At 35.1% G+C, this 23,216-nt stretch carries 22 protein-coding genes; 15 read left to right on the top strand and 7 right to left on the bottom strand.

Annotation, left to right across the window (positions count from 1 at the left end; genetic code table 11):
- Positions 1-97: 97 nt before the first annotated feature.
- The 5 genes from BU038_RS00655 (at position 98) to BU038_RS00635 (ending at position 4,311) form a co-directional block, all read left to right on the top strand.
- Positions 98-1,477 carry a hemolysin family protein gene (locus tag BU038_RS00655; RefSeq protein WP_107604366.1) on the top strand — a complete coding sequence of 460 codons (1,380 nt, stop codon included), beginning with the start codon at positions 98-100 and terminating at the stop codon, positions 1,475-1,477.
- Between the two features lie 192 nt (positions 1,478-1,669).
- Positions 1,670-2,098: a DM13 domain-containing protein gene (locus BU038_RS00650; protein WP_107604365.1), complete on the top strand. Its 429-nt coding sequence runs from the start codon at positions 1,670-1,672 to the stop codon at positions 2,096-2,098.
- 40 nt (positions 2,099-2,138) lie between these two features.
- Positions 2,139-2,612, top strand: coding sequence for a DoxX family membrane protein (locus BU038_RS00645; protein WP_107604364.1), 474 nt, complete (start codon positions 2,139-2,141; stop codon positions 2,610-2,612).
- 13 nt (positions 2,613-2,625) lie between these two features.
- Positions 2,626-3,276, top strand: coding sequence for a response regulator transcription factor (locus BU038_RS00640; protein WP_428843585.1), 651 nt, complete (start codon positions 2,626-2,628; stop codon positions 3,274-3,276).
- Positions 3,277-4,311 (top strand): HAMP domain-containing sensor histidine kinase, encoded by a 1,035-nt coding sequence (locus BU038_RS00635; protein WP_107604362.1) that lies wholly within the window; start codon positions 3,277-3,279, stop codon positions 4,309-4,311.
- 172 nt (positions 4,312-4,483) lie between these two features.
- Here BU038_RS00635 and scdA read toward each other — a convergent pair whose 3' ends face one another.
- The 7 genes from scdA to queC form a co-directional block, all read right to left on the bottom strand.
- Complete coding sequence (gene scdA / locus BU038_RS00630; protein WP_107604361.1) at positions 4,484-5,179, bottom strand: iron-sulfur cluster repair di-iron protein ScdA; 696 nt, start codon at positions 5,177-5,179, stop codon at positions 4,484-4,486.
- A 373-nt stretch (positions 5,180-5,552) separates the two neighbouring features.
- On the bottom strand, positions 5,553-6,392 hold the full coding sequence (locus BU038_RS00625) for an aldo/keto reductase (RefSeq protein WP_428843584.1): 840 nt from the start codon (positions 6,390-6,392) through the stop codon (positions 5,553-5,555).
- A 183-nt stretch (positions 6,393-6,575) separates the two neighbouring features.
- Positions 6,576-6,839, bottom strand: coding sequence for a GlsB/YeaQ/YmgE family stress response membrane protein (locus tag BU038_RS00620; protein ID WP_031262612.1), 264 nt, complete (start codon positions 6,837-6,839; stop codon positions 6,576-6,578).
- Positions 6,840-6,922: 83 nt separating this feature from the next.
- Positions 6,923-7,525, bottom strand: a complete 603-nt coding sequence (locus BU038_RS00615) for a hypothetical protein (RefSeq protein ID WP_107604359.1) — start codon at positions 7,523-7,525, stop codon at positions 6,923-6,925.
- Between the two features lie 115 nt (positions 7,526-7,640).
- Positions 7,641-8,354, bottom strand: coding sequence for a 7-carboxy-7-deazaguanine synthase QueE (queE, locus tag BU038_RS00610; protein ID WP_107604358.1), 714 nt, complete (start codon positions 8,352-8,354; stop codon positions 7,641-7,643).
- Complete coding sequence (gene queD / locus BU038_RS00605) at positions 8,347-8,772, bottom strand: 6-carboxytetrahydropterin synthase QueD (RefSeq protein ID WP_107604357.1); 426 nt, start codon at positions 8,770-8,772, stop codon at positions 8,347-8,349. The genes queE and queD overlap by 8 nt, the downstream gene beginning before the upstream one ends.
- Before the next feature lies 1 nt (position 8,773).
- The gene (gene queC / locus BU038_RS00600; RefSeq protein WP_107604356.1) at positions 8,774-9,445 is read right to left on the bottom strand and encodes a 7-cyano-7-deazaguanine synthase QueC; all 672 of its coding nucleotides are present in this window, start codon (positions 9,443-9,445) and stop codon (positions 8,774-8,776) included.
- Between the two features lie 365 nt (positions 9,446-9,810).
- Here queC and BU038_RS00595 point away from each other — a divergent pair, with 365 nt between their 5' ends.
- The 10 genes from BU038_RS00595 to BU038_RS00545 all read left to right on the top strand — a co-directional run bounded on the left by BU038_RS00595 (position 9,811) and on the right by BU038_RS00545 (position 23,076).
- A complete protein-coding gene (locus BU038_RS00595; protein ID WP_107604355.1) occupies positions 9,811-10,404 on the top strand; it encodes an anthranilate synthase component II in 594 nt (197 codons plus the stop codon).
- Positions 10,388-11,524 (top strand): chorismate-binding protein, encoded by a 1,137-nt coding sequence (locus tag BU038_RS00590; RefSeq protein WP_107604354.1) that lies wholly within the window; start codon positions 10,388-10,390, stop codon positions 11,522-11,524. The genes BU038_RS00595 and BU038_RS00590 overlap by 17 nt, the downstream gene beginning before the upstream one ends.
- A 5-nt stretch (positions 11,525-11,529) precedes the next feature.
- The gene (locus BU038_RS00585; RefSeq protein WP_241963119.1) at positions 11,530-12,138 is read left to right on the top strand and encodes an aminotransferase class IV; all 609 of its coding nucleotides are present in this window, start codon (positions 11,530-11,532) and stop codon (positions 12,136-12,138) included.
- A gap of 276 nt (positions 12,139-12,414) precedes the next feature.
- On the top strand, positions 12,415-13,122 hold the full coding sequence (pxpB, locus tag BU038_RS00575) for a 5-oxoprolinase subunit PxpB (RefSeq protein ID WP_107604351.1): 708 nt from the start codon (positions 12,415-12,417) through the stop codon (positions 13,120-13,122).
- Positions 13,110-14,114 carry a biotin-dependent carboxyltransferase family protein gene (locus tag BU038_RS00570; RefSeq protein WP_107604350.1) on the top strand — a complete coding sequence of 335 codons (1,005 nt, stop codon included), beginning with the start codon at positions 13,110-13,112 and terminating at the stop codon, positions 14,112-14,114. The genes pxpB and BU038_RS00570 overlap by 13 nt, the downstream gene beginning before the upstream one ends.
- A 565-nt stretch (positions 14,115-14,679) precedes the next feature.
- On the top strand, positions 14,680-16,626 hold the full coding sequence (gene ltaS, locus BU038_RS00565; protein WP_107604349.1) for a polyglycerol-phosphate lipoteichoic acid synthase LtaS: 1,947 nt from the start codon (positions 14,680-14,682) through the stop codon (positions 16,624-16,626).
- Positions 16,627-16,848: 222 nt separating this feature from the next.
- Positions 16,849-18,720, top strand: coding sequence for an ABC-F family ATP-binding cassette domain-containing protein (locus BU038_RS00560; RefSeq protein ID WP_107604348.1), 1,872 nt, complete (start codon positions 16,849-16,851; stop codon positions 18,718-18,720).
- A gap of 12 nt (positions 18,721-18,732) precedes the next feature.
- Complete coding sequence (recQ, locus tag BU038_RS00555; protein WP_107604347.1) at positions 18,733-20,511, top strand: DNA helicase RecQ; 1,779 nt, start codon at positions 18,733-18,735, stop codon at positions 20,509-20,511.
- 97 nt (positions 20,512-20,608) lie between these two features.
- Positions 20,609-21,565: an ABC transporter ATP-binding protein gene (locus tag BU038_RS00550; RefSeq protein WP_107604346.1), complete on the top strand. Its 957-nt coding sequence runs from the start codon at positions 20,609-20,611 to the stop codon at positions 21,563-21,565.
- Positions 21,562-23,076 (top strand): ABC transporter permease/substrate-binding protein, encoded by a 1,515-nt coding sequence (locus BU038_RS00545; protein ID WP_107604345.1) that lies wholly within the window; start codon positions 21,562-21,564, stop codon positions 23,074-23,076. Before BU038_RS00550 ends, BU038_RS00545 begins: the two co-directional genes overlap by 4 nt.
- Positions 23,077-23,216 lie beyond the last annotated feature (140 nt).

The following is a 23,216-nucleotide window of genomic DNA, read 5'->3' as shown; positions in this document are numbered from 1 at the left end:
AAGCATTTGTCACATTGCTCAAAACGATGCGCTAAACATCATTGCCGTACATAGCGGCATATAACTTGGAGGTGAATCCCTAGCAATAGGGAACTAATTGGATAGTACGACCATAATAAACTTGTTAATATTTATATTTTTAATCGCACTGACTACTGTGTTTGTTGGATCAGAATTTGCTTTGGTGAAAGTCAGAGCTACTAAAATTGAAGAAATGGTTGCAGAAGGTAACGGCAGTGCAGCTGTCGTTAAGAAAATGATATCAAATCTTGACTATTATTTATCAGCATGTCAGCTAGGTATCACTGTTACATCTTTAGGACTAGGTTGGTTAGGTGAACCTGTCTTTTCTAAATTATTACATCCTATTTTTGAACTGATACCATTACCTGATGCATTAAATACAACTATTTCAATCGTTATTTCATTCTTAGTTGTGACATATCTGCATGTAGTATTAGGTGAGTTAGCACCAAAGACATTTGCGATTCAGCACACTGAGAAAGTTGCGTTACTTTATGCACGTCCGCTTTATTATTTCGGCTTAATCATGAAACCGTTAATTTGGTTAATGAATGGTTCAGCACGTATGATTATCCGTCTATTTGGTATTGATCCAGATGAAAATAATGACGCGATGTCAGAAGAAGAAATTAAAATGATTATCAACAACAGCTATAACAGCGGTGAGATTAACCAGACAGAACTTGCTTATATGCAAAATATTTTCTCATTCGATGAGAGACAAGCGAAAGATGTCATGGTTCCAAGAACACAAATGGTCACTTTAAATGAACCTTTTACTGTAGACGAATTGTTAGAGACACTTAGAGAATACCAATTTACCCGTTACCCAATTACAGAAGACGGCGACAAAGACCATATCAAAGGCTTTATTAATGTGAAGGAGTTCTTAACAGAATATGCTTCAGGCAAGCCTATCAAGATTGCAAATTATATTCATGAATTACCGTTGATTTCAGAAACAACACGTATTAGTGATGCATTAATCAGAATGCAACGCGAACGTGTACACATCAGTTTAGTAATTGATGAATATGGCGGAACTGCTGGTATCTTAACAATGGAAGATATCTTAGAAGAAATCGTGGGTGAAATCCGTGATGAATTTGATGATAATGAAGTAAATGATGTGATTAAATTAAATGATGACACATACCAAATCAATGGTCGTGTGTTGCTAGAAGATTTAACAGATCAATTAGGTATTGAGTTTGATGATTCTGAAGATATCGATACCATCGGTGGATGGTTACAAGCACATAACACGAACTTACAGAAAAATGACTACGTCGATACGTATTTTGATCGCTGGATTATTTCAGATATTGAAAATCACCAAATCATCACAGTCATTTTAAAATATGAATATAACGCTGAACGTCAGTCTCTTTCAGAAGAAGATGAAGACGATGATAGCAATAATAAAAGAAGTAAAAGAGATAACGATGAATAATCGAAACACAGTCAGAACCCTTTTAGACCGCACTGAGAGTGCTAGGTTTAAAAGGGTTTTTTAGTGTTCAGACACAAATCTGACATGAATTGAAGTTATAACTTAGTTAATAAATAGTTAATGGTATGATATATAACCCTCATTTATAATAAGCTTAATCATTACAAAAATAAAATGAAATGAGGGTTTATAATGAATAGTAAAGTATATGTATTAGCCACAACACTTTTAGCAACTAGTATTGCTTTAGCAGGTTGTAATAATCAAAAGGATGAACAGCCAAAAGAGAAAACGGAACAGACTTCACATGAACACAAACATGATTATCACAAAGTGCTGACAGGTGAGTTTAAATCAGGTGAAGAAGAAGTATCTGGTCACGTTAAAATTGAAAATCATCAAATTAAGTTGACTGATTTTAAATCTGCGAAAGGTCCAGATTTATATGTCTATCTGACAAAAGACGGCAATATCAAAGAAGGTAAACAACTAGAAATGGTGGATTATAATAAACCAACTCAAACTTTCGACATCAAAGATGCAGATTTAGATCAATATAATGAAGTGACTATTTATTGTAAGAAAGCACACGTTATCTTCGGTGCCGCAAAAGTAAAATAGAACATTATAGTAATAATTCAACGAGAAAAGAAGTGATTTTATGAAGCGTTATCTACGTACGATTGAACTCGTAATTTTATTTTTAATACGCATCGTAGCCGGCGGTTATATTTTAGCTCAAGGTTGGGAGAAGTTAACAGGTGGTTTTAAAATAGAACCGCTGATACCTGTTGTGATTAAGAATGAAGATTCTCCTGTCTGGTTCAAACTCTTTTTTGAACATATTGTTGCGCACAGTGCTCCCGTCTTTAATGTAATTATACCTTTAGGGGAAATTGCGATTGGTTTAGGGTTAATATTAGGAATTCTGTCACATATTGCAAGTTTCTTTGGCGCCTTTGTTATGCTAAATTATATTTTATCAGATATGATATTTACGTATCCTGTTCAATTAGCACTCTTTATTATATTGTTAATGAATAAAAACTTATTAAAACAAATTTCATTGAGTGCTGTAATCGCATATATTAAAGAAAAAGGTGATACAAGACGTGAACACAATCTTAATCGTTGATGATGAACAAGACATGGTCGACATCTGCCAAACTTATTTTGAATATGAAGGTTATAAAGTATTAACCGCACATAATGGAGAAGATGCTTTGAACCAGCTTGATCCGTCAATCGATTTAATCATTTTAGATATCATGATGCCGAATGTAGATGGTTATGAAGTGATTAAAGAAATGAAGCAACGACAACTCGACATTCCGTTTATTTACATGTCTGCAAAAACGAAAGAACATGATACTATTTATGCTTTGACACTCGGCGCGGATGATTATTTGAAGAAGCCTTTCAGTCCCAGAGAACTCGTGTTGCGTGCAAATAATTTGTTAAGCCGTGTTAAGCGCAGCCAGACAGCACAAACTGCTCTAACATTTGATACTTTAAAGTTGAATGATCAGCAGAAAAGTGTAGAAATTAATGGAGCTATAGTTAACTTGAGAATTAAAGAATTTGAATTGTTGTGGTATTTAGCAACACATGAAAATCAAGCGATATCTAAATCGCAATTGTTAGAAGAAGTATGGGGTTATGATTATTACGAAGATGCGAGTACAGTCAATGTACATATACATCGCATCAGGGAAAAGTTCGAACAATTTCATTTCGATGCATATACCATTACCACAGTTTGGGGTCTGGGTTATAAGTTCGAAAGGAAAGTAGACTAAATGTTTTCAATCCGAACACAAGTAATTATTGGTGTATTATCCAGTGTATTATTGGCCTCTACCATACTTGGCATCGCATATAAACTTATGTTGTTTAATGGTCATACAACTGTATTATTGACGATTAGTGCTATTGTATCGAGTTGTTTAACTTTATTTATATGCAGTTTCTTTTTAACACCGCTTGTTCAAAAGATTAAGCATTTTAATGTCAGAACGAAACAAGTCGCAGATGGTAACTACGAGATGGAACCTACACAATTTACTTCGCCGAGAGAAATTAAAGAACTGAGTCATTCCTTTAATAAAATGGCACATGAGATTACCAAACAAATGGCACAAATCAAATCAGAACAACAAGAGAAGTATGAGTTGATTCAAAACTTAGCGCATGATTTAAAAACACCGCTCTCTTGTATTATTTCGTATTCAGAAGCTTTAAAAGATGGCGTCGTTCACTCACAAACGGATTGTCAAGAAGCCTATGATACCTTAATCAAACAATCTAATCGCCTATCTAAAATGTTTGATGAGTTAACACATGTCGCAACGTTAGATGCTCCGAATACGTATGTAGTAGAAATGATTCAAATTGATCAATTGTTATTGAATATACTAAACGGCTATGAACAACGCATGAAAATAGACAACAGACATTTAGAAGTTAAGTTTTGTGATAAGCTAGCACCTTTCAAACAATATCCGCAACCTTTAGAACGTATTATTACCAATTTAATTGATAATGCGATGAACTTCTCGCCGTCTGGGAGTCCGATTTATATTTGTCTTGCAGAAAGCGACAAACATATTCAAGTTTACATCAAAGACAAAGGTATCGGAATTGCGAAAGAAGATATCAAGCGTATTTTTGAACGCACTTTCAGAGTTGAAGATTCCAGAAATTATCATACTGGGGGTTCTGGTTTAGGATTATATATTACACAAGAACTTGTAAAACAAATCGGCGGTACGATTCAAGTTGAAAGTGAACCTGAAGTAGGGACTACGATGATAGTATCGTTGCCAAAATTATAAAGCAGTAGAAGTGCAAGAAGAAACATAGAAAATAAAAGTAAGTATTAAAATAAAAGAGAAGAACGAGCCTCTAATGAATTAAAAAGAAAAACAGACAAGGTTGAAGATATCGTTACATCTTCAGCCTTGTCTGTTTAGTTATATAAATATTCATGCTAAATATAAATGTTAATTAGCCTTGTTGTAATTGTTCACGACATTTTTCGAATAAAACATGGTTTTCTAAATGTACGTGTTGTAAAGTTGCGTTTTCTAACGCAGCTAAACGCGTGTATACTAAACGCCAAGTACCGCATGCTTCAATAGGTGGTTGGAAATCATTTGTGATTTCATTCATTCTACGTAATAAATTGCCTGTACTATCGTGATCTGCAGTTAAATCTTCGATAATCGCTTCTACATTGTCAACATTTTCTCCATTTGCAAATGCGATAAGTTGAGGGAAGTCTTTTTCATCTTCTTTTTGTGTATGTTCTAGCATGTTGTTTTTAAATGTTGTATATAAATCTTTCAATTCTAATAAGTACTCATGACTTGGACCATGAACTTTCGCAAGTTTAGTCACATAAGGTGTTAAGTTTTTGAACTCTTCTTTCATTGGTTCATGGTATGCATCTTGGATGTATTGAATTAAAGAAGGGATGCTTAAATATTTTGGATTTAAACCTTGTCCTCCGGCATTTTGTTTACTTGCTTCATCAAGTTCAGCTAATAAATCTTCTAAAACAACTCTCTTTTTATCTTTCGCAGCTTCTTCAATAGAAACTTGGCCGCCACAACAAAAATCTATACCAGAACGTTTGAAGATATCAGCAGTTTTAGGATAATCTGTCACAACGTTCGCCACAATATCAGTTTTAGTAATCATAATATACGCTCCTTTTCGACTCACCTCTATTATAAGAAGAATAGTGATAAATAAAAACAAAAAGTGTTCTAAATTAAAAGTATTATTGTAATACTTACAAAAACTTCAAGGAAATTTATTATAAATTTACCTGTATAGAGATTAAAGTAACGCAAAGAAGGGCTATTAATATTAAAATGCACAAGAAAAATGTTACCTTTGATACTATAAGTGTAAAGGAACTGTAAATCAATCATTTGTGACAAATTTCTGAATAATTGAAAATGATTCCCAATATCAGTAAGAAAGTAAAATAGACGTATAAAAGCAAGAACATAATACATTGATTCAACGCAATATGTTCTTGCTTATAAAATGGATGTTTAAGAGACAATTATTTTAGTGTGCCAATTCTAACATCATCAGGATGTTTGCCTTGGCGTAAGTTTTGATTTAATTGATCGATTTTTTTAACGTCTTTCTCTCGTAATTCAAAGCCGATTGCTTCAAAGTTTTCACTGATTCTTGAAGGAGTTTGAGACTTAGGAATTACAATTCTATCATGCATTAAATGCCAATTTAAGATGATTTGCGCTGGTGTTTTTTCATATTTTTCAGCTAGTTTTGCGATGACTGGATCTTCAAATAAACCGCGTCCACGCATTAAAGGCATCCAAGCTGTGACTTTTATCCCGTGTTTATCACAGAAATCTTGTAAATTTTGTTGATTTAAGTATGGGTGGAATTCGATTTGATTGACTGCAGGTACAATTTCAGTATGTTCCATTAATTTTTCTAGGTGATGTTGTTGGAAGTTGCAGACGCCGATTGCTTTAACACGTCCTTCTTTATAAAGTTCTTCCATTGCTTGATATGTTTCAATAAATAAGCCGTCTGCTTCACATGGCCAATGAATTAAAAACATATCTAAGTAATCTACGCCAAGATTTTCTAATGATTTCTCAAAGTAAGCTTTTGTGCTGTCATAACCTTGATAATCATTCCACAGCTTTGACGTAATACAGAGGTCTTCGCGTGGAACTTTGCTATTTTTAATTGCTTCGCCTAATTCCTTTTCATTGAAATAGAAATAAGCTGTATCGAAAGCACGATAACCTGAGTCTTCAGCAGCTTTTACAGCAGATTCCATATGTGTTTCATCAATTTTGTAGACTCCTAAGCCAATACGGGGGATTTTAACATCGTTATTCAACTTCACATTCTTCTTCAAGATGATTCGCACTCCTTCTACTTTTTCTTCATTGTATCAAACAAAAGATATGTAATACTATTAAAGAGAAAATGATGCGCAATTAAATTAAAGGTTATTTAATAAAATGAAACAAAAAACAGCAACACCATTCAAATGAATGATGCTGCTGCAAGTTAGTAATTAATACTCATTAAGTACTAAGTCTTATTTTCTTTTGTTTTTGTGGATTGCACCCAAGATTAATGAAAGGATTACAATTAATAAAATTGTACCGATTAATGCTGGGAAAATCGCAATACCGCCTAGTGATGGCCCCCAATCACCAAAGATTGCTGAGCCTAACCAAGCGCCGACAATACCAGCAATAATGTTACCTAAGATTCCTCCTGGAATATCTTTACCTAAAATTGCGCCGGCTAACCAACCGATTAGGCCTCCGACGATAATCATTAATATTAATCCCATAATAGTAGCCTCCTAATTCAATACTGACAATACTTTTTTATTGTACTTGTTATCTAATACCACTAATTCGTATAGAATAATCATCATTAATCAAAATTTTTGTAGAAAGGTTTTGTCCACAACATAAATAAAATTAATATTAAGTAAATAATAAGGTAAACATACCAAAAAGGAGTTAATAAATTCATTACAAGGAATGAAATAATAATTAATAGTGTACCGATTGTCAGTGATTTAGGTTTGTTTTTCATAAAATAACTACGAAAAGTTGTATCTTCTGAACTTTGAAAGATGGTTAAGAAGATGAAAGATGCGCCGATTATAAAGAAAACAGGTGCTAAATATGGAACTGACATATAAAAGGATTTCTCACTTGTATTGAATACGATGAATAATGAGAGACTCAATAAAGTGAAGACTATAAAGGCCATAAATTTTTGGGTTTTAAATGTAATAGGTTTAAACTTCCGATCAGTCAACAGCGCAAGTAATGTCCAGATTAGTATAAAAGCCACCATCGCATGCGAAATAAAATCAAACTTTCCGATAACGATAAGATTAATTACACTGTTTATAGAAACTGCAATAAGAATCGTACTTAATTTGACTTGATTGTTAGATTGTAAATACATATCAATCAAAATGGAAGCTGATATAATCGCAATGTTGATAATTATGTATATGAGCATAGGGTGCGTCTCCTGACTTCTAATATTCACTGGAATATTATACCAATTTCAGTACATTTAAGCATTTGAAAACACTTTAAAACTAAAAAAGCTCGGGCATTCTGCAGCCCGAAACTTAAACACCTTTCATATTACTCCAAAGTAATGTATGCAGTTGTGGTAAAACATAGACTTGATTCATATCGTTGCTTTGCATGACTTTTTCTACCAAATCCTCGTAACGTTTAAGTAAACGTGCTGTATGATTTTCTACTTCATCATCTAAGTAAGGATTGCCGACTTGTAGATAAAATGGGATATCTGGATAACGATGGTGCATTTGTTTAGCGAATGCATAATCTTCATCATCAAAGACAACAACTTTAAGATTTAATGTTTCTTTAACACATTGATCAATCACTTCATCTAGTATTTGCAAGTTCGGTTTCATACCTGAACTCGGCGGTTTAGGACTGATGGTTAAATCATTGATTTGACGCATCCATGGTTGAAAACGACTGCCTTGTGTTTCTAAGGCACTTTCGATATTTTTTTCTTCAAAAAGGTCTACTAAATCTTGAATCCCTTTGATTAACGCAGGGTTACCACCTGAAATTGTGACGTGATTAAAGCAATCACCGCCGATTTCATAAAGACGGTCATAAATTTCTTCTGCAGTCATCATTTGAATTTCATCTTTCATACTGCCATCCCAAGTGAAACTGGAATCACACCAGCTGCATCGATAATCACAGCCAGCAGTCCGCACAAACATTGTTTTACGCCCGATAACGCGTCCTTCACCTTGAATGGTCGGTCCGAAAATTTCTAATACTGGAATTTTAGCCATGACGGAACTCCTTAGGACGATAAACCACATAGCTGGATGGTGTTTCGCGTAAATAAACTTGTGCACATTTAGGGCGGTTCGGCTGTTTTTCTAAAATCTCTTCTGTAAGCTGACAAATGGTTTGTGCAACCACTTCAGTAGATGGCATTTTATCTTTGAACTGCGGTAAATCATTTAATAAATAATGATCAAACTGTTCATGAATTTGCTTTTTCAACGCTGCAAAGTTGATTAAGAAACCACTATGATCAAGCTCGTCACCAACGATAGTCAAGTTAACAAAATATGTGTGGCCATGTGTACGTACACATTTACCTGCATCTTCGCAAGGAATATAGTGTGCAGCTGCGAAATGGAAGTCTTTATTTAATTCGAAAGCATAGGGATGGACAACTGTTGGATAAATTTGTTGTAACAAATCAGTTCACTCCTTTTTCTGCTAAATAAGCGTTTAAACCGCGTGCACGTAATTGACAAGCCGGACATTCACCGCAGCCATCTGCGATAATCCCGTTATAGCAAGTCAATGTGTTATATCTTACATAATCTAAGACACCAAGTTCATCACTTAATGCCCAAGTTTCTTTTTTATCTAACCACATCAGTGGTGTGTGAATCACAAAATTCTTATCCATCGATAAATTTAATGTGACATTCATGGATTTCACAAAATCATCGCGACAGTCTGGATATCCAGAAAAGTCTGTTTCACATACACCAGTAATAATATGACGTGCTTTAATCTGATAAGCTAAAGCACCTGCAAATGATAAGAATAATAAGTTGCGTGCTGGAACGAAGGTGTTCGGTACACCATCATCAGTATCTTCAATTTGTAAATCATGTTGAGTTAACGCATTCGGTGTGAGTTGAGATAATAAAGACATGTCTAAAATGTGATGTTTTAATCCTTGTTCTTGTGCAATTTGTTTTGCGACTTCAATTTCAGTATCGTGACGTTGACCATATTGGAAAGTCACAAGTTCTACTTCTTTAAATTTTTCCTTCGCATAAAAGAGACAAGTCGTACTGTCTTGTCCGCCGCTGAAAACGACGAGTGCTTTATCATCATCAAGTTTATGGGGTGCCATAAGTCAATCTCTCCTTTAAAGTGATGACCTAGCTAAATCAATAAAAAAACTCGAACGCTAAAGTGCGTGTATCTTGATAATTCAAAATAACGCTTTTAGGTTCGAGTTGATATAGACAATGACGTAGTATATTGACTATCTCTATAAAAGATAGACGATTGAAAGTAAAAGTCTAGTTTTTTATAGAGGGTATCAGCTAGGAACCTCTGTGTTTCTATGTCGATAGATAGAATAATATATTTCCTAGGTAAAATCAAGGTGTCTCTGCTTCTGCTATTACAAAATCATGTGACATCTTGTAAAATGAAGTTAAAAGCATTGTTCGACGAAACAAATAGAATGTTGAGTAAGGGGACAAGTTGAGTATGATTATAATGATAGACAACAAAGACTCATTTACATATAACTTAGTAGATTATCTGAAAACAGAAAGTAATGAAGATGTGAGAGTTATTGATGTGGATGATGTAAATATAGAGGCATTGAAAACAATGCAGCCACATGCGATTGTGATTTCCCCAGGCCCAGGAAGTCCAAGTGATTATCCGATTTTACATGATGTCATTAATAACTTTGAAGACAGTGTACCTATTTTAGGTGTATGTTTAGGATTTCAATTAATGGTTGAACATTATGGCGGCGCTATTATTCATAGTTCACGTCCTGTGCATGGACACACGACGTTGATTACGACAAATGAGCAAGGCATTTTTGCTGGGTTGCCTAAGCAATTTTATGTCATGCGCTATCATTCCTTATGTGCAGATGCATTGCGTATGCCAAGTGAGCTAGAAGTTACAGCATATAATGAAGAACAAATTGTGATGGCAGTGGCGCATAAAAGTTATCCGATTTATGGTGTGCAATATCACCCTGAATCTATCTTAAGTGAATACGGCCATGCACAAATCAGACTATTTCTTCAACAGGCAGGTGAAAACATTGCACGCGCACTTTAATTATAGATATTACACAGATGAAACAGATTGTAAGCAGTATCAATATAGTTTTAATACTATTTTAGAACAGAAGATTGCTTATGATTTAAGTGAAGTACATGAAGTTATTGATTTCGCTGAACACGCGCAACTATCGGGACATTTTGTTTGTGTGTACTTACCTTATGAAGCAGCACCTGCCTTTAATTCTGAAATGGCAGTTCATCTACCTGAAACTTCCAATTATGTTTACGCAGCAGCCTATATATTTGAAGTGCCTGAAACAAGGGAAGAAGTAAAAGATAAGACTATATTTGCACGTCCGCACTTTGAGTTCCGCTTGACTAAATCAACTATGATTCAACATATCCAACAAGTTCAAGCAGCAATTGTAGAAGGTAATACATATCAAGTGAATTACACAACACGTATGTATGACCGCATTCGTATGCCGATTAGCGAGATGTATGATTATTTAACACGAAGCAGTCATGGCAACTACACAGCATTGCTTGATACAGATGAATTACAAATCGCATCAATTTCTCCTGAACTGTTCTTTCAAAGAGGTTCCTTTAAGAATATGGAAGATGTGGTATTGAGTAAACCGATGAAAGGGACTATGCCGAGAGGGAAAGATAAAACAGAGGATGACTATTATTATCAACAATTAGCACAGTCTAAAAAGGATCAAGCAGAAAATGTAATGATTGTTGATTTATTACGTAATGATATTGCACGTATTTCAAAGCCAGGTAGTGTAAAAGTGTATCAACCGTTTCATATTGAACGTTATCAAACCGTCTTTCAAATGACGAGTATGGTCACAGGGCAATTGCCGAAAGCAACTTCATTACATCGTATTTTGACTGCACTCTTTCCATGCGGTTCGATTACTGGTGCACCTAAATTAAATACAATGCGCTATATTAAAGCATTAGAAGGTACACCGCGACATGTTTATTGTGGTACCATCGGGTTAATGATTCCAAACGGTCCATCCATATTTAATGTGCCGATACGTACAGTGCAGTATATTGAAGGCGAAGCAGTCTATGGTGTAGGTGCAGGTATCACGATTGATTCAGATCCAGAAGCAGAAGTCGCAGAGTTTGAAGCGAAAACTAGAATATTGGAGTGATAATGATGTATTTATTTGAGACAATGCGATTATCCGAAGGAAAAATTCCACGTCGAGATTATCACAAAGCGCGTATTTTACAGTCAGCGAAGCAACTTTCTATCCCATTACCTGAAGTTAAATGGGAAGCGTTTATCGCAGGTATTAAAAATGAATATCCAACAGGCATCTATCGTTTGAAAGTCATGGCAGATGAATCTGGCGAACTGACTTATCAATGTGTCGACTTGCCTGAAAAAAGTAGCTTCACTGCTCAAGCGCAATTGATGCGTTCGGATTATCCAAATTGGCAATATGTCAATAAAACGTCTCATCGTGAACATGTAGAACATCTTCATGAAACTGATGTCGTACTTTTTTATAATTTGCAAGGTAAAGTTTTAGAATTTGATATCGGCAATGTATTGGTTAAAGAAGAAGGTAAATACTATACGCCCTGTTTTGAAAATGATTTCTTAAAAGGATGCATGCGTGAACAGTTATTAGACGAGGGTAAAGTGGAAGAAAAAGATTATACGATAGATGAGTTAAGAGAAAAATTAGAATCACATGAAGCGGAGCTTTTCTTGATAAATAGCTTGCGAGAGGTTGCCGAGATACAGATTAATCTTTAAAATTAAGTATGATTAAACTTGAAAGTAGCAGAAGGGTATAAAAAGGTGACAGCATGATTGGAATTGTCCTGATATTAATCGTTGCGGTAATATGGGTTGCGAAGCGGTTGGCACGCTATTTCCTACAACAACAGAAACCTTTAGCAGCAAAAGCCGTTGTTGGTGTAATGCTGCTTATCCAACTCGTGCTCATATATTACTTTATGAAGATGATGATGACGTATATTTTGAGGTTACTTAATATCTTTTATAATCAATGAAGACTAGAGGTGCATTATGAAAATTTATAGTCAAGGTGACAAAGCAATTGTGGTTTCTGTGGAAAAAGAAGTCACACAACATACAACAGAAGATCTGTTAGCATTACGTTCTTATCTATTAGAACAAAATTATCCATTTATTACAGAAATCGTGCCGACTGAATCTGATATGATGATTGTCTATAATGCACGAGATATGATGAAGCATCATCATATTACCTCACCATTCCAATATATGACAGACTTACTGCACTCTATCAAAATCGAAGTGAGACATGGGGATGCGGTAAAAATGCCTGTAGAATTACCAGTTTATTATGGGGGCGAGTATGGCCCGGATTTAGCAGAATTGGTAGAATACTTCGGAATGAGCGAAGAAGAGTTCATTTCATTGCATGCGAATAAAACATACTTCGTATCTATGATGGGCTATTCACCAGGATTCCCGTATTTAACAGGATTAAATGAACGTATTTATGTTAACCATACAGGAGATGAACAGAAATTTATTCCAGCAGGTTCTGTTATCCTTGAAGGTAAGAAATGTGGTGTAGTCACAACTGATACATACGGTGACTGGCTTGTGATCGGTTATACACCTGTTCGTTTATTCAACCCAGAAAAAGAAGATTTCACTTTGTTAAAATTAGGCGACACTGTACGGTTCACGCCAGCTGAACCTGAAAACGAAACTGTAGGAGGCCGTGAATCATGTCAATCATAATTGAAAATCCAGGACTTTTTTCAAGCTTCCAAGACTTTGGCCGTCAAGGTTACGAGCATGATGGTGTCATTCCTGGCGGTGCAATTGATTTCTTAGCACATGAAATTGCGAATCGCTTGGTTGCGAATGATAAAAATGAAGCAACATTAGAGATGACGACTAAAATGGCCCGTATTCGATTTACTGAACCGACATTAATTGCGCTTTCTGGCGGTAATTTTAAAGCATGGACACAAAACATGCGTATTTTGCCAAATAAATTGTATTTAGTGGAAAAAGGCGATGTCTTACAGTTCTCTGAATCTAACCGTACGTCTCGTGTCTATTTAGCAATCGGCGGCGGCGTAGAACTTGAAGAGTGGCTAGGCTCAACTTCAACAGATTTCTTATCTAAAATTGGTGGTTACGAAGGTCGTGCATTGCAAGCAGGCGATGCGATTAATATGAAACGCAACTATACTAAGCGTCATCTGAAGTTATTCGATAACTTGAAAGTAACACATAAAACAGATTGGGGTATTGATGGTTACGCACTTTCTTTCAACTATATGTCTGATATGTTCCATGTAGTATTAAATAAAGGGGCAGAGGACTTTGATGAAGAAACTTTAAATCGCTTTACATATGGTGAATATAAAGTAACTAGTAAAGCAAATCGTGCTGGGATGATTCTAGAAGGAGATCCAGTTAAAGCCTTTTATGATGATATGCCACCGCACCAATCAGTAAAACGTGGTACGATTCAAGTGAAGCGTGATGGATCACCAATTATCTTATTGAATGACCACTACACTTTAGGAAGTTATCCGCAACTAGGTACGATTGCGAGCTATCATTTAACAAAACTTGCGCAAAAACCACAAGGTGCACGTTTGAAATTCCAATATATTGATATTTATACTGCGGAAAATAACTTAATGAAATATAGCAGTTGGTTACAACAACTGTTTCATGGGATTGAATACCGTATGATGCAAGAAATGAATAAATAATATGATACGTTACTTTGAATGAATCAACTGAGAAAGATAGTCGCTTTCTCAGTTTTTTTAATGCATAAAACAAATATCTTAATTCTAAGGCTGGAGTCTGATTCAATCGTGTGTGACTTCCTGTATAATTTTATATTATTAATCCGAATTCAAAATAAAAGCGAACAACCTTAACATGCATTATGAAAGCTTTTTATCTTCGCTTAGCATTAAATTAACATAGAAAAAATAAAGTGTAATATGTTTATTTTGACTGGGTTTTCGCTTGAAATGTCGTGTGAAATGTTCTATATTTAGTTACTGTACTACGTGATTTTTGTTACAATAGTGTTACAAAGAAGTAGGCAATGTAAATTTTTGATGAATATAAATTAGAGAAATTAAAATGAAAAATGACGCAATAACTGAAAATACAGAGATTAGAAGCAGCTGAAGACTGCTTCGCTTTTAATTGATTGGCCATTGAGCAGCAATCTTTTCTATAACAAATACTAAAATGTAAACGGGAAATGGTACTGTTTGATGATTGATTGAATACTAAATAACAATAACGGGGGAGACACACATGAGTCTGCAGAAAAAGAAAATAAGCATTTTTGTCTTTTTCTTACTGACTGTTTTAACAGTAAGTTTGAAGACATACTTTGCTTATTATGTTGATTTTTCTTTAGGAGTTAAAGGATTAGTCCAAAACTTGATTTTGTTAATGAATCCATACAGCTTACTCGCATTAATTCTAAGCGTATTCTTGTTCTTTAAAGGTAAGAAGGCGTTTTGGTTTATGCTCATCGGCGGATTCTTATTAACTTTCTTGCTATATGCAAACGTTGTTTACTTTAGATTCTTCTCAGACTTTTTAACATTCAGTACTTTAAACCAAGTAGGTAACGTTGAATCTATGGGAGGCGCAGTATCTGCGTCATTCAAATGGTACGATTTCGTGTATTTCTTAGATACAATCATTTATCTATTTATTTTGATCTTTAAATCAAAATGGTTAGATACACGTACTTTCAGCAAGAAATTTGTTCCAGTTGTAATGGCAGTTTCAGTTGCTTTATTCTTCTTGAACTTAGCATTTGCAGAAACTGACCGTCCTGAATTATTAACACGTACATTCGACCATAAATACTTAGTTAAATATCTTGGCCCTTATAACTTCACAGTTTATGATGGTGTGAAATCAATTCAAAACCATCAAGAAAAAGCAATGGCCTCTGAAGATGATTTAACAAAAGTATTGAACTACACAAAACAAAGACAAGCAGAAGTAGAACCTAACCCAGAATATTATGGTGCAGGTAAAAAGAAAAACATTATTAAAATCCATTTAGAAAGTTTCCAAACTTTCTTGATCAATAAAAAAGTCAATGGTAAAGAAGTGACACCTTTCCTTAACAAATTGTCTTCAGGACAAGAAGGTTATAAATATTATCCAAACTTCTTCCACCAAACTGGACAAGGTAAAACATCAGATGCTGAATTCACAATGGATAACAGCTTATATGGCTTGCCGCAAGGTTCAGCGTACTCATTGAAAGGTTCTAATACGTATCAATCATTACCAGCAATTCTTGATCAAAAACGTGGCTACACAAGCAACGTTATGCACGGTGACTACAAAACATTCTGGAACCGTGATCAAGTTTACAAACATTTCGGTATTGATAAATTCTATGATGCGACTTACTACGATATGAGTCCTGAAAACATTGAAAACTTAGGGTTGAAAGATAAACCATTCTTTAAAGAATCAGCAGAATATCAATCTAAAATGAAAAAACCATTCTATTCACACTTGATTACATTGACAAACCATTATCCATTCACATTATCACCAGATGAAGCAGGAATTGAAAAACCTAACACTGGTGATGCGACAGTAGACGGTTATGTACAAACAGCGAACTACATGGATAGTGCTTTAGAAGAATATATCAATGAATTGAAGAAACAAGGCATCTATGATGACTCAGTTATTGTCATCTACGGTGACCACTATGGTATTTCTGAAAACCATAATAAAGCAATGGAAAAATTAATTGGGGAAGAAATTACACCAGCTAAATTTATGGACTTGAACCGTACTGGTTTATGGATGAAAGTGCCTGGTAAAGAAGGCGGCGTTGACAACACTTATGGTGGACAAATTGACGTAATGCCGACATTACTTCACTTAGAAGGTATTAATACTAAGAACTTCTTAATGTTAGGTACAGATTTATTATCTAAAGATCATAAACAAGTCGTACCATTCAGAAACGGTGACTTTATCACACCTGAATATAAATATGTGAATGGTAGAGCATTTGATAATAAAACGAACGAACCATTAGAAAAAGAACCTGCTGACTTGCAGAAAAATAAACAACAAGTTGAGAAAGACTTAGAAATGAGTGACAGCGTTCTTAATGGTGACTTATTCAGATTCTACAAGAACCCGGATTTTGAAAAAGTAAATCCATCTAAATACCAATATAAAACAGGACCAAAAGGCTCTCAGAAAAAATAATCAATGACTTAGTCATTTCAACAGCGGGTGAATCCTCTTAAGGATTTGCCCGCTTTTTTTGGAATTTACGCCTTTACAAAACTTATACAATTATCCGCTTAAGATGAACCTGTAACAGTATCTTTTGACGCGCAAAGGGTGTATAATATATAGAACTGAAAATTGAGATAAAGGTTGAAAACTCAATTGAATGAACGGACTGAACATAAGTGGAGGCATAACATGGAAGCGTATAAAATTGAACATTTACATAAATCTTATGCAGATAAAGTGATTTTTGATGACTTGCACTTATCTGTTTCAGCGCATGAGCGTATCGGACTTGTAGGGATTAACGGTACAGGTAAAAGTACATTATTGAAAGTTATCGCAGGGTTGGATGATGACTTTGAAGCAGAAGTGAATTGTCCGAATGACTATCGCATTCGTTATTCTTCTCAGAAGCAAGATTTAACTAAAGACAGAACAGTACTTGAAGAAGTCTTGAGTGCGGACACAGATACTGTAAAGTTAATCAGAGACTATGAAAAAGCGGTACAACAATATAGCCAAACGCAAAATGACCAAAACTTGAATCACATGATGAAAATGCAAGAAGCAATGGACCAAGCAGAAGCGTGGGACTATAGTGCAGAAGTTAAAACGATTTTATCAAAACTTGGTATTCATGATACGTCTGTATCGGTTAAATCTTTATCAGGCGGTCAACAAAAGCGTGTTATTTTGGCTAAAACCTTAATTGAACAACCAGACCTATTATTACTCGATGAACCGACTAACCATTTAGATTTCGATTCGATTAAATGGTTGATCAACTACGTGAAACAATATCCGCATACTGTATTATTTGTAACTCATGATCGTTATTTCTTAAATGAAGTTTCCACACGTATTATTGAATTGGATAGAGGTAAATTAACGACATATCCTGGAAATTATGAAGACTATATCGCGATGCGTGCCGAGAACGAACAAATTGAACAGCAACAAAACCAAAAAGCACGTGCTTTATATAAACAAGAACTTGCTTGGATGCGCGCAGGTGCTAAAGCAAGAACAACTAAACAACAGGCGCGTATCAATCGATTCAGCGATTTAGAATCACAAGTTAAAAATCAAACAACACGTGAGAGCGGACAATTGAACTTGGCACATTCTCGTTTAGGTAAACAAGTTTTTGAACTAGATGATGTGTCGAAACGTATTGCGAATAAAACGTTATTTGAACATGTGACACAGATTATTCAAAACGGTCAACAAATCGGAATTGTCGGACCTAACGGTGCAGGCAAGACGACGTTATTAAATATATTAGCTGGAGAAGATACAGACTTTAGCGGAGAACTGAAAATTGGTCAAACAGTTAAAACAGCTTACTTTAAACAAACCGATGAACGTTTAGATAGAGATATCAGAGTGATAGATTTCTTAAGAGAAGAAAGTGAAGTTGCGAAAGAAAAAGATGGTACAACCGTATCAGTAACGCAATTGTTAGAACGTTTCTTATTCCCAAGCGCAACGCACGGTAAAAAAGTTTATAAGCTTTCCGGTGGCGAACAAAAACGATTGTATTTACTGAGATTATTAGTACATCAACCAAATGTGTTGTTACTTGATGAGCCGACGAATGATTTAGATACTGAAACATTAACTATTCTTGAAGACTATATTGCGACTTTCGGCGGCACAGTTATTACTGTCAGCCATGATCGTTATTTCCTAAATAAAGTTGCGCAAGAATATTGGTATGTGCACGATGGTCAAATTGAGCGTGTCATCGGCAGTTTCGAAGATTATGAAACCTACAAACAAGAACAAGAGAAACAACAAGCAGTTGCTAAAGCTCAACCAAAAGTTCAAAAAGAAAGACAACGTAAGGGATTGTCTTATAAAGAAAAACGTGAATACGACATGATTATGGAACGTATTGAAGAAACAGAAGCACGTCTCGAAGAGATCGAACAAGAGATGGTAGACGCGAGTGATGATTATGCGAAAATTCAAGAGCTGAATACTGAAAAAGAAGCATTAGAATCACAATATGAAGATGACATGACACGATGGAGCGAGTTAGAAGAATTAAAAGAACAATAAGGGGTCAATTTTATGGAAACGACATTATCGCACTATTTTGGATATAAAGATTTCCGTCCAGGACAAAGGGAGATTATTTCCAAAATACTAGACAAAAAGAATGTGCTAGGGGTATTACCTACTGGCGGCGGTAAATCATTATGTTATCAAGTGCCTGGATTGATAATGGGCGGCGTAACAATTGTGATTAGCCCATTAATTTCATTAATGAAAGACCAAGTCGATCAATTAAAAGCGATGGGGATTAACGCTGCATTTTTAAACAGCAGTTTATCTCAAAAAGAACAACGTGCGATTGAGGAAGATTTACGTCAAGGCAAGATTCAATTCTTATACGCGGCACCTGAGCGCTTTGAAAATCGTCAATTTATGCAGTTATTATATGGATTAGATATTCACTTAGTTGCTTTTGATGAAGCACACTGTATTTCTAAGTGGGGACATGACTTCAGACCAAGTTATCAACAAGTGATTGATAAAGTGCTTTGCTTACCGCAAGACTTTGCGATTGCTGCCTTAACAGCCACAGCCACTGTAGAAGTACAAAGAGATATTATGGAACGACTGCATATCTCAAGTGCGAACCGAGTCAAAACGAGTATCAAACGTCCTAATTTAGTCTTTAAAGTCAATCCAACGTATCAGAGGCAAAAATTTGTGATGGATTATGTCAAAGCACACCAACAACAAGCAGGAATTATTTATTGTTCAACAAGAAAACAAGTCGAAGAACTACAACAAGTGTTTGAAGACCAAAAAATCAGCAGTGCTATTTATCACGCAGGTTTAACGAATAAAGAACGTGATGAGGCGCAAAATGATTTTGTCTTTGATCGTATTAAAGTAGTAATTGCGACGAATGCGTTCGGTATGGGTATTGATAAATCTAACGTGAGATATGTCATACATTATAATATGCCTGGAGATTTAGAATCTTATTATCAAGAAGCAGGACGTGCAGGGCGAGATGGTTTAACTAGTGAATGTATCTTATTATTTAGTGAACGTGATATTAATCTGCATCAATTCTTTATTTCATCTTCTAAGGGTGATGATGACTATAAAGAAAAAATGGGTGAGAAACTCAATAAGATGATTCAATATACCAAAACGAAGAAGTGTTTAGAAGCGACATTGGTTCACTATTTTGAACCAAATGAAAAATTAGAAGAATGTGGCCGTTGTAGTAACTGTCGTAATGAAAACAAAACATATGATATGACGAATGAAGCGAAGAAAATCATCAGTTGTATTGTACGTATGCGTCAACAAGAGACTTATGGTGTGATTATCCAAGTGCTGAGAGGCGAACTGTCTGATTACATCAAGTATAACCAATACGATAAGTTATCAACATTCGGTATTATGAAAGAATATACAACATCAGAATGCAGTCATTTAATTGATGAATTGCGCTTCAAAGGCTTCTTAAACGAAAATGATGAGGTTTTAACTTGTGATAAAAAGGTTAAGCAAATACTAAGTGAGGATTTAAAAATTTATACCGTACCGTTCAAGAAAAAATCTCGTGAAAAAGTCAATATCAATACCATTGAAGGTGTCGATAGAGCATTGTTTGATGCATTAGTACAAGTCAGACAAGAGCTCAGTGAAAAATTAAATGTAGCACCAATTAGTATCTTTACAGACTTTACACTTGAAGAATTCGCAAAACGTAAACCTGAATCTAAACAGGAAATGATTGCGATTGATGGTGTCGGCAGTTATAAATTAAAACATTACTGTCCTCAGTTTATTGAAACGATTCATAATTATAAAGCACAAGTTTAATAGATTTAAATACAGAACAGCAAGTTTCACTGTGCTAACGATAGTGTGAGCTTGCTGTTCTTTTTTAAAATAGAAAAAGAATGTGGGTGGACGATGCATGATTGAGTTAAAAAACGTTTCGAAGCAATACGGCAATAAAATGGCTGTCGAAGATGTCATTTTTAACATTGAAGAAGGTGAGTTCTTCGTTTTAATTGGTCCTTCAGGCAGCGGTAAAACAACAACATTAAAGATGATTAACAGATTAATTCCTTTGACGAAAGGTTATATTTATTTCAAGGGCAAGCCAATCAGTGATTTTCCAGTTTATGAAATGCGTTGGGATATGGGGTATGTCCTTCAACAAATCGCATTATTCCCGCATATGACGGTTAAGGAAAATATTGCCCAAGTACCGCAAATGAAAGGTTGGGACAAAGGAAAAATAGACAAACGCATTGATGAGTTGCTTGAGATGGTGAATCTAGATCCTGATACATATCGCGATCGTAAACCAGATGAATTATCAGGCGGACAACGTCAACGTGTAGGTGTTGTACGTGCATTAGCTGCAGATCCGCCAGTGATTTTAATGGATGAGCCTTTTAGTGCTTTAGACCCGATTAGTCGTACGAATTTACAAGAAGACTTGATTGAGTTGCAAGCGAAAATCAGAAAAACGATTGTCTTTGTGACACATGATATTAATGAAGCAATGAAATTAGCTGATCGTATTTGTTTGTTTAATGACGGACGTGTAGAACAAATCGATACACCAGATGGCTTTATGCAACATCCTAAGAATGATTTTGTAAGACAGTTTATTAACCAATATGACCATGCTGATACGTCTCAATTAACACTTGAAAAGCTTCTACAAGGCAAACAGCTTAAAACAGTTGATACACCAAATGATTTACCAGTGTTGTTGCCGGATACGCCTTTAAACAAAGTATATGAAGATTTAACACATTATCCTAGTGTAGTGATTAAGCAGCATGATCAGCACCATCTCTTAACAAGAGAAGATGTCTTTAAGTTTTTAGCTCAAAGTAAGAGAGGTGACGTATCATGAATGCATTCTTTCAAACATTTTCAGAGCGAAAAGGAGAATTGCTGAGTACGTTATTAGAACATATGCAAATTTCTTTTATCGCATTGCTAATTGCTTGTTTGATAGGGGTACCGCTTGGTATCTTACTGACAAAGACGAAGCATTTCTCTGAAGCGGTCATCAACGTTGCTGCTGTGATGCAGACGATTCCTTCACTTGCTTTACTAGGTTTAATGATTCCATTATTCGGTATTGGGACAGTGCCAGCGATTATTGCTTTAGTTGTATATGCGTTACTGCCAATTCTTCGTAATACATATACCGGTATTAAGGAAGTTGACCCTTCTCTTGTTGAAGCTGCGAAAGGTATCGGAATGAAACCTGGACGTCGTTTGACGAAAGTTGAATTACCGATTGCGATGCCGATTATTATGGCTGGTATTCGTACAGCAATGGTATTAATCATTGGTACTGCAACACTTGCAGCGTTAATCGGTGCAGGTGGCCTTGGTGATTTAATCTTATTAGGTATCGACCGTAACAACAGTTCATTAATTTTATTAGGTGCGATTCCAGCTGCTATTTTAGCGATTGTCTTCGATTTAGCTTTACGTTTCATGCAGAAACTATCGTATAAAAAGTTATTGATTACATTAGGTACAATCGTGTTAGTTGTAGCACTTGTCATTATTATTCCAATGTTAGGTGGTAAAGGTGAGAAAGTTACGATTGCCGGTAAACTTGGTTCAGAACCGTCTATCATTACAAATATGTATAAGATTTTAATTGAAGAAGAAACAGACAACACAGTGGATGTTAAAGATGGCATGGGTAAAACATCATTCTTATTCAACGCTTTAAAATCTGGCGATATTGATGGTTATTTAGAATTTACGGGAACAGTTCTAGGTGAATTAACTAAAGAACCATTGAAATCCAAAGAAGAAGCTAAAGTCTATGAACAAGCAAAACAAAGCTTAGAGAAAAAAGAAGATATGACGATGTTGAAACCGATGAAATACAACAATACTTATACATTAGCTGTAAAGCGTGACTTCGCGAAGAAACATGGTTTGAAAACAATCGGTGATTTAAATAAAGTTGAAAGTGAAATCAAACCTGGCTTCACATTAGAATTTAATGACCGTCCTGATGGTTATAAAGCCATTTCTAAAGCGTACGATTTAAACTTTAATAAAGTACGGACAATGGAACCCAAATTACGTTATCAAGCCGTTGAAAAAGGTGACATTAACTTAATTGATGCCTATTCAACAGATGCAGAGTTAAAACAATACGATATGGTTATTCTAGAAGATGATAAACATGTATTCCCACCATATCAAGGTGCACCAATGTTTAAAGAGAAATATCTGAAAGAACATCCAGAAATTATTAAACCGCTTAATAAATTAGCAGGTAAAATTACTGATGAAGAGATGCAAGAAATGAACTATAAAGTTACTGTTAAAGATGAAGATCCTTATCATGTGGCGAAAGAGTATTTAGAGAAACACAATTTAGTTAAGTAAGAAGAGAGAAAGTCTGGGTATTGAAACTCAGGCTTTCTTTTTTAATTTTCATTAAACTGAGTTACTATAAATTTGTCGTTGCCAAAGGGTCACTTAAAGGTATATAATTGTCAGTAAATTTAAAATTATTAGAAACAACA

The organism is Staphylococcus simulans, from assembly GCF_003043455.1.
In the GTDB taxonomy this organism is placed as follows: domain Bacteria; phylum Bacillota; class Bacilli; order Staphylococcales; family Staphylococcaceae; genus Staphylococcus; species Staphylococcus simulans_A.
This window is presented reverse-complemented; position numbering and strand designations above follow the sequence as displayed.

Bases quoted from the DNA above. Each gene is read 5' to 3' on its own strand.
- pxpB (WP_107604351.1), top strand. From the start codon at position 12,415: ATGAAAATTTATAGTCAAGGTGACAAAGCAATTGTGGTTTCTGTGGAA.
- queC (WP_107604356.1), bottom strand. From the start codon at position 9,445: ATGGCACCCCATAAACTTGATGATGATAAAGCACTCGTCGTTTTCAGC.
- BU038_RS00615 (WP_107604359.1), bottom strand. From the start codon at position 7,525: ATGCTCATATACATAATTATCAACATTGCGATTATATCAGCTTCCATT.
- scdA (WP_107604361.1), bottom strand. From the start codon at position 5,179: ATGATTACTAAAACTGATATTGTGGCGAACGTTGTGACAGATTATCCT.
- BU038_RS00645 (WP_107604364.1), top strand. From the start codon at position 2,139: ATGAAGCGTTATCTACGTACGATTGAACTCGTAATTTTATTTTTAATA.
- BU038_RS00570 (WP_107604350.1), top strand. From the start codon at position 13,110: ATGTCAATCATAATTGAAAATCCAGGACTTTTTTCAAGCTTCCAAGAC.
- ltaS (WP_107604349.1), top strand. From the start codon at position 14,680: ATGAGTCTGCAGAAAAAGAAAATAAGCATTTTTGTCTTTTTCTTACTG.
- BU038_RS00545 (WP_107604345.1), top strand. From the start codon at position 21,562: ATGAATGCATTCTTTCAAACATTTTCAGAGCGAAAAGGAGAATTGCTG.
- BU038_RS00650 (WP_107604365.1), top strand. From the start codon at position 1,670: ATGAATAGTAAAGTATATGTATTAGCCACAACACTTTTAGCAACTAGT.
- BU038_RS00640 (WP_428843585.1), top strand. From the start codon at position 2,626: ATGGTCGACATCTGCCAAACTTATTTTGAATATGAAGGTTATAAAGTA.
- BU038_RS00595 (WP_107604355.1), top strand. From the start codon at position 9,811: ATGATTATAATGATAGACAACAAAGACTCATTTACATATAACTTAGTA.
- BU038_RS00560 (WP_107604348.1), top strand. From the start codon at position 16,849: ATGGAAGCGTATAAAATTGAACATTTACATAAATCTTATGCAGATAAA.
- BU038_RS00635 (WP_107604362.1), top strand. From the start codon at position 3,277: ATGTTTTCAATCCGAACACAAGTAATTATTGGTGTATTATCCAGTGTA.
- BU038_RS00550 (WP_107604346.1), top strand. From the start codon at position 20,609: ATGATTGAGTTAAAAAACGTTTCGAAGCAATACGGCAATAAAATGGCT.
- recQ (WP_107604347.1), top strand. From the start codon at position 18,733: ATGGAAACGACATTATCGCACTATTTTGGATATAAAGATTTCCGTCCA.
- BU038_RS00585 (WP_241963119.1), top strand. From the start codon at position 11,530: ATGTATTTATTTGAGACAATGCGATTATCCGAAGGAAAAATTCCACGT.
- queE (WP_107604358.1), bottom strand. From the start codon at position 8,354: ATGGCTAAAATTCCAGTATTAGAAATTTTCGGACCGACCATTCAAGGT.